Here is a 6,386-nt window from a genome sequence, read left to right as displayed (position 1 = left end):
CCGTCCCCCCGCGACACCCGGTGGCGCCGGGTCGCCGTCAGGTCCTGACCATCAGGCCTTGAGGATCTTGTCGCCGTCGACCGTGATCGCGACGGTGGCCAGCGCGGCCGTCGCCGGCCCCTGGGCCACCTCGCCGGTCGCGGCGTCGTACTCGCTGCCGTGGTTGGCGCAGACGATGGTGCCGTCCTCGACCGACGTCACGAGCAGCTGCTGGTGCGTGCACACGGCCGTGTAGGCGCGGTACTCGCCCTCGGTCGGCTGCGTGACCACGACCCGCTGGTCGGTCAGCACGATCCCGCCGCCGACGGGCACCTGGTCGGTGGTGGTCAGCTCGGCGCCCGACTCGACCTCGTCGGCGTCGCTGCCTTCGTCACCACCACCGGCACAGCCGGCGAGAGCGACCGCGACCCCGAGAGCGCCCAGACCGTTGAAGACGATCCGGCGGGACGCCCGGACCTCCCCGAGCCCGCTCATGCGAGCGTGATCCGGTCGCCGGTGACCTCGAAGTCCGCTTCCGCGAGCGGCGACGGAGCAGGTCCGCCCACCACCGAGCCGTCCTCGATGGAGAAGCGGCTGCTGTGGCAGTCGCACTCGATCTCGGTCGACACCCGCGCGACCAGGCAGCCGGCATGGGTGCAGACTGCGGTGAAGGCGCGGAAGTCACCCGCGGTCGGCTGGGTGATCACGACCTGCTCGTCGCTGAGCACCAGGCCGCCGCCGACCGGTACCTCCGACGTCGCGATGCCCTCACCGGCCGGGGCCGACGAGGCCGCGGACGACTCGGGCTCCGCCGCACCGGACGTCCTCGGAGCGCTGGACGGGGTGCTCGACGACGTTGCGGACTCCGTGGGGTCGGTCCCGGTGGCGGCGGTGTCGTCGTCACCACACGCGGCGAGCAGGGGGACGCCGATCCCGACCGCCGCCGCGCCCGACAGCGCCCGACGCCGACTGAGGATGGTTGATCTTTTGACCGTCATACCCGGAGAACGTACCGGGCGGCCGTCTGGTTCAGCGCGCCGCGGATTCTTGGGTTTTGTTCAGCGTCGCGCCGTGCTCCGCGCCTTCGTGGGGCGGGCGGCTGCCGCCGCGGCCGCACGCTTGCGCTTCGGCTGAGCGGCCTCGCGGCCGTCGAGCAACGGCTTGAGGAACTCCCCGGTGAAGCTGCCCGGCGTCGCGGCGATCTGCTCCGGGGTGCCCTCGGCGACGACGGTGCCACCGCGCGAACCGCCCTCGGGGCCCATGTCGATGATCCAGTCGGCGGTCTTGACGACGTCGAGGTTGTGCTCGATCACGAGCACGGTGTTGCCCTTGTCGACGAGCGACGACAGCACGCCCAGCAGCTTGCGGATGTCCTCGAAGTGGAGGCCCGTGGTGGGCTCGTCGAGGACGTAGACGGTGCGGCCGGTGGACCGCTTCTGGAGCTCGGTCGAGAGCTTCACCCGCTGGGCCTCGCCGCCGGACAGCGTGGTCGCGGGCTGGCCGAGCCGGACGTAGCCGAGGCCGACCTCGACCAGGGTCTTCATGTGGCGCGCGATCGCGGGCACCGCGCCGAAGAACTCGAGCGCCTCCTCGATCGGCATGTCGAGGACCTCGGCGATGGTCTTGCCCTTGTAGTGGACCTCGAGCGTCTCGCGGTTGTAGCGGGCGCCGTGGCAGACCTCGCACGGGACGTAGACGTCGGGCAGGAAGTTCATCTCGATCTTGATCGTGCCGTCGCCGGCGCAGGCCTCGCAGCGCCCGCCCTTGACGTTGAACGAGAACCGCCCCTGCTGGTAGCCGCGGATCTTCGCCTCGGGGGTGGACGCGAACAGCTTGCGGATGTGGTCGAACACTCCGGTGTACGTCGCCGGGTTGGACCGCGGCGTCCGGCCGATCGGGCCCTGGTCGACGTGGATCACCTTGTCGACGTCGTCGATGCCGGTGATCTTCTGGTGGCGCCCCGGGATGGTGCGGGCGCGGTGGAGCTCCTTGGCCAGGGAGGTGTAGAGGATGTCGTTGACGAGGGTGGACTTGCCCGAGCCGGACACTCCGGTGACCGCGACGAACAGGCCGAGCGGGAAGCTGACGTCGATGTTGGCGAGGTTGTGCTCGCGGGCGCCGTGGACCCGGAGCTCGCGTCCGACGGTGCGCGGGCGACGGATCGAGGGCACCGGGATCTCGCGGCGACCGGAGAGGTACTCACCCGTCATCGAGTCGGGGTGCTCGAGCAGCCCCTTGACCGTGCCGGAGTGGACGACCTGTCCACCGTGCTCGCCGGCACCCGGACCGATGTCGACCACCCAGTCGGCGACCCGGATGGTCTCCTCGTCGTGCTCGACGACGATCAGGGTGTTGCCGAGGTCCTTGAGCCGCAGCAGGGTCTCGATCAGCTTCTGGTTGTCGCGCTGGTGCAGCCCGATCGACGGCTCGTCGAGGACGTAGAGCACGCCCACGAGCCCGGCGCCGATCTGGGTCGCGAGCCGGATCCGCTGTGCCTCGCCGCCGGAGAGCGAGCCGGAGGGTCGGTCGAGACTGAGGTAGTCGAGGCCGACGTCGAGCAGGAACTGCAGCCGCTCCTCGATCTCCTTGAGCACCCGCTCACCGATCTGGCGCTCGCGGGTGGAGAGGTCGAGGTTGCGGAGGTAGTCGGCGGCCTCGTTGATCGGGAGCTCGCAGACCTGCGCGATGTTCTTGCCGCCCGCGGCCCGCGACCCGAGCGTCACCGACATCGACACCGGCTTGAGCCGCGAGCCCTCGCACACCGGGCACGGGACCTCGCGCATGAAGCCCTCGAACCGCTCGCGGCTGACGTCGCTCTCGGCCTCGCGGTGGCGACGCTCGACGTAGGACCGGACGCCCTCGAACTCGGCGTAGTAGGAGCGCTCGCGCCCGTAGCGGTTGCGGGTGACGACGTGGACCTTGGTCGGGTGGCCGTCGAGGATCGACTTCTGGGCCTTCGCCGGGAGCTGCTCCCACGGCGTGTCCATGTCGAACCCGAGCTCCTGGCCCAGCGCCTGCACCAGCTTGCCGAAGTAGTCGGCGACGTGGGCGTGGCTCCACGGCTGGAGCGCGTTCTCGGCCAGGGTCGCGGTCGGGTCGGGGACGACCAGCTCGGGGTCGACCTCCATCCGGGTGCCGAGCCCCGTGCAGGACGGGCACGCCCCGAAGGGCGAGTTGAACGAGAACGACCGCGGCTCGAGCTCGTCGGTGTCGATCGGGTGCTCGTTGGGGCACGCCATCTTCTCGCTGAACCGCATCTCGCGGTGCGGGTCGCCGTCGGGCAGGTCGACGAAGTCGAGGACGACGAGGCCGCTCGCGAGGCTGAGCGCGGTCTCGACGGAGTCGGTGAGCCGGCGCTTGGCCGACGCCTTGACCGCCAGCCGGTCGACGACGACCTCGATCGTGTGCTTGATCTTCTTGTCGAGCTTGGGCGGGGTGTCGAGGGTGTGGATCGTCCCGTCGACCCGGGCCCGGCTGAAGCCCTGGGTCTGCAGCTGCCGGAAGAGGTCGACGTACTCCCCCTTGCGGCCGCGGATCACCGGGGCGAGCACCTGGAACCGGCGGCCCTCCTCGAGGGCGAGCACCCGGTCGACGATCTGCTGGGGCGTCTGGCGCTCGATCGGAGCGCCGCAGGTCGGGCAGTGCGGGCGGCCGGCGCGTGCGTAGAGCAGGCGGAGGTAGTCGTAGACCTCGGTGATCGTGCCGACGGTCGAGCGCGGGTTCTTCGACGTGGACTTCTGGTCGATGGAGACCGCCGGCGACAACCCCTCGATGAAGTCGACGTCGGGCTTGTCCATCTGACCGAGGAACTGACGGGCGTAGGCCGACAACGACTCGACGTAGCGACGCTGGCCCTCGGCGAAGATCGTGTCGAACGCCAGGCTCGACTTCCCGGAGCCCGAGAGCCCGGTGAAGACGATGAGGGAGTCGCGGGGCAGGTCGAGCGAGACGTCCTTGAGGTTGTGCTCGCGGGCACCGCGAATGATCAGCTGGTCGGCCACGTCGCCAGACTCTCACGCGCCGCCGACAGCGGAAATTTCTCGGGGGATGATGGGGGTGTGACCGACCTCATCTCGCTCGCCACCGACCGGCTCCTGACCACCGTCGACGGCCTCCCCGACAGCGACTGGGGTGCTCCCAGCGTCTGCGTCGGGTGGAGCCGGGCCCACGTGATCGCGCACCTCGCGCTCAACGCGGAGGGGCTCGGCGGCGCCGTACGCGGACTGCTCGAGGGTCGCCCCACCCCCATGTACGCCTCGAACGAGAGCCGCGACGCCGACATCGCCGCGCTCGCGGCCAGGCCCCCGGCCGAGGTCCGCGAGCGGCTGCGGTCCGCGGCCGACTTCTTCGCCGACGTCGTCGGGGGCGTGCCCGACCTCCCTCCCGACGCGACCTTCGACCGCACCCCCGGCGGGATCGTGATGCCGGCCGCGCTGGTCCCGACGCTGCGCCTGCGCGAGGTCGAGATCCACCACGCCGACCTCGACGCCGGCTACGGCTACGCGTCCTGGCCCACGGAGACCGCCGCGGCGTTCCTCGACCGCGACGCCCCGAGGTACGACGGCGCCGGCTTCACCGCACACGCCACCGACCTCGACCGCGACTGGGCCTTCGGCTCCCCCACCGGCGACGCGCCGGTCGTGTCCGGGCCCGCCTCGGCACTTGCCTGGTGGGCATCGGGCCGCGACCCTGGCGACCACCTGACCAGCTCGACCGGCACACTGCCCACCATGGAGGGACGATGACCTACACCGGAGCCGTGACACCCGGCGGCGCCCCCGACGTCCGGACGCTCGAGAGCCTCACCATCACCAAGGTGGCGGTCGACGAGCAGATGTCCAACAACGCCTACCTCCTCCGCTGCGCCGAGACCGGCGCCCAGGTGCTGATCGACGCTGCCGCGGAGCCCGACACGCTGCTCCCCCTCATCGGCGACGCCGGCCTCACCACGGTCGTGACGACCCACCAGCACTGGGACCACCACCGCGCGCTGGCCGACGTCGTCGCCGCGACCGGAGCCGACGTCGTCGCCGGTGAGCCCGATGCCGACGCGATCACCGAGCAGACCGGGGTGGAGGTCTCCCGGCGGGTGACCGACGGGGACACGGTCGCCGTCGGCTCGTGCGAGCTGGAGGTCATCCGGATCACCGGCCACACCCCCGGCTCGATCTGCCTGCTCTACCGCGACCCGGCGGGCCACCCCCACCTCTTCACCGGCGACTCCCTCTTCCCGGGAGGCGTGGGCAACACCTTCGGCGACTCGGCCGCCTTCGCCACCCTCATCGACGACGTCGAGACCAAGCTGTTCGGCACCCTCCCCGACGACACCTGGTTCTACCCCGGCCACGGCAACGACTCGACCCTCGGCGCCGAGCGCCCGAGCCTCGCGGAGTGGCGGGAGCGGGGTTGGTGAGCGACGGTACTGCGGAAGACGAACAGAGATGGAGCCCCGGAACGATCATCGCCCGAGGATTGCTCTACGTCGTACTGGGAGGCGCCATCGCCTGGTGGGCCTGGCCCGAGCCAACCGACAGCGCCGCGATGGCGCTCTTCGTGTACGCCGGGCTCCTCATGGCGCTGGGAGGTCTCGTCATGTCCGTCTACGGGGTTGTCCGAGGGCTGACTCGCGTCCGCGAACAATAGGGGCCGCACCTGCGAACCGCGTGCGGCGGACATCCCACCTTCGAGGCACCTGATGAGCGGCTGGCGAGCGGTCGGAGCGGTCCCCGAGTTCGACCCGATCGACGTCGGGGGCATCAATCCCTGGGACCACTACTTCGACTGGACGCGGGTCGGGCAGATCACCATCCAGGACCCGCTCTACGCCTGGCAGCAGGACCAGCTGACGGTGTGGGAGATCCCGACCGCCGACGGTCCGCGACGGTTCGCCGCCGACGAGGTCTCGAACGGGATCTGGCTCTTCGCGGTCGAGGACCTGTGAGCACGCGACCTGTGGAAAAAGACGAACGGCCCCACCCGAGGGTGGGGCCGTGCGTTTGCGTGGATCGCTCAGATCGCGCGGACGTTCTCCGCCTGCAGGCCCTTCGGGCCACGGGTCACGTCGAACTCGACCTTCTGGTCCTCGGCGAGGGTCTTGAAGCCCGTGCCGCTGATGCCGGTGTGGTGGACGAACACGTCGCCGTCACCGCCGTCCTGCGCAATGAAGCCGAAGCCCTTGGTCTCGTTGAACCACTTGACGGTTCCGGTTGCCATTGTTTTCTCCTTGATGGTTACTGCTGTCGAGACGCGCAGACGGTGGTGCCTGCCGCGCGGATGAACACACCTGCACTGACCTCGACGGCAGCCCATGAGAGAAGGCCGCAAGGAACAAAGTAGATGAACCGACGCCCTGCAGTCCGGCGCCGGGGGGGCCAGTGCGTGACTGGCTCCTTCAACTGAGCACCAAT

At 70.3% G+C, this 6,386-nt stretch carries 7 protein-coding genes; 3 read left to right on the top strand and 4 right to left on the bottom strand.

Going from position 1 to position 6,386, the window contains the following annotated elements; translation table 11 throughout:
• Positions 1–51 precede the first annotated feature (51 nt).
• Genes H0488_RS04840 through uvrA form a run of 3 tightly spaced genes read right to left on the bottom strand, consistent with a single transcriptional unit; the run spans position 52 to position 3,980 of the window.
• Positions 52–474, bottom strand: coding sequence for a Rieske (2Fe-2S) protein (locus H0488_RS04840; RefSeq protein WP_183098157.1), 423 nt, complete (start codon positions 472–474; stop codon positions 52–54).
• Entirely contained in the window at positions 471–977 is a 507-nt protein-coding gene (locus tag H0488_RS04835; protein ID WP_183098156.1) for a Rieske (2Fe-2S) protein, read from the bottom strand. The genes H0488_RS04840 and H0488_RS04835 overlap by 4 nt, the downstream gene beginning before the upstream one ends.
• Positions 978–1,037: 60 nt before the next feature.
• On the bottom strand, positions 1,038–3,980 hold the full coding sequence (gene uvrA / locus H0488_RS04830) for an excinuclease ABC subunit UvrA (RefSeq protein WP_183098155.1): 2,943 nt from the start codon (positions 3,978–3,980) through the stop codon (positions 1,038–1,040).
• 57 nt (positions 3,981–4,037) lie between these two features.
• Here uvrA and H0488_RS04825 point away from each other — a divergent pair, with 57 nt between their 5' ends.
• The 3 genes from H0488_RS04825 to H0488_RS04815 all read left to right on the top strand — a co-directional run bounded on the left by H0488_RS04825 (position 4,038) and on the right by H0488_RS04815 (position 5,920).
• On the top strand, positions 4,038–4,724 hold the full coding sequence (locus H0488_RS04825) for a maleylpyruvate isomerase family mycothiol-dependent enzyme (protein WP_183098154.1): 687 nt from the start codon (positions 4,038–4,040) through the stop codon (positions 4,722–4,724).
• Complete coding sequence (locus H0488_RS04820; RefSeq protein WP_183098153.1) at positions 4,721–5,392, top strand: MBL fold metallo-hydrolase; 672 nt, start codon at positions 4,721–4,723, stop codon at positions 5,390–5,392. The genes H0488_RS04825 and H0488_RS04820 overlap by 4 nt, the downstream gene beginning before the upstream one ends.
• 282 nt (positions 5,393–5,674) lie before the next feature.
• Positions 5,675–5,920: a hypothetical protein gene (locus H0488_RS04815; protein WP_183098152.1), complete on the top strand. Its 246-nt coding sequence runs from the start codon at positions 5,675–5,677 to the stop codon at positions 5,918–5,920.
• A 68-nt stretch (positions 5,921–5,988) separates the two neighbouring features.
• Here H0488_RS04815 and H0488_RS04810 read toward each other — a convergent pair whose 3' ends face one another.
• Positions 5,989–6,192, bottom strand: coding sequence for a cold-shock protein (locus H0488_RS04810; RefSeq protein ID WP_183098151.1), 204 nt, complete (start codon positions 6,190–6,192; stop codon positions 5,989–5,991).
• Between the last annotated feature and the right edge of the window lie 194 nt (positions 6,193–6,386).

This window comes from Nocardioides pelophilus (genome assembly GCF_014180685.1).
GTDB classification, from domain to species: Bacteria; Actinomycetota; Actinomycetes; order Propionibacteriales; family Nocardioidaceae; genus Nocardioides; species Nocardioides pelophilus.
This window is presented reverse-complemented; position numbering and strand designations above follow the sequence as displayed.

What these genes read in the sequence shown, in the direction of transcription:
- H0488_RS04815 (WP_183098152.1), top strand. Translation starts at nt 5,675, where the DNA reads ATGAGCGGCTGGCGAGCGGTCGGAGCGGTCCCCGAGTTCGACCCGATC.
- H0488_RS04820 (WP_183098153.1), top strand. Translation starts at nt 4,721, where the DNA reads ATGACCTACACCGGAGCCGTGACACCCGGCGGCGCCCCCGACGTCCGG.
- H0488_RS04810 (WP_183098151.1), bottom strand. Translation starts at nt 6,192, where the DNA reads ATGGCAACCGGAACCGTCAAGTGGTTCAACGAGACCAAGGGCTTCGGC.
- H0488_RS04840 (WP_183098157.1), bottom strand. Translation starts at nt 474, where the DNA reads ATGAGCGGGCTCGGGGAGGTCCGGGCGTCCCGCCGGATCGTCTTCAAC.
- H0488_RS04835 (WP_183098156.1), bottom strand. Translation starts at nt 977, where the DNA reads ATGACGGTCAAAAGATCAACCATCCTCAGTCGGCGTCGGGCGCTGTCG.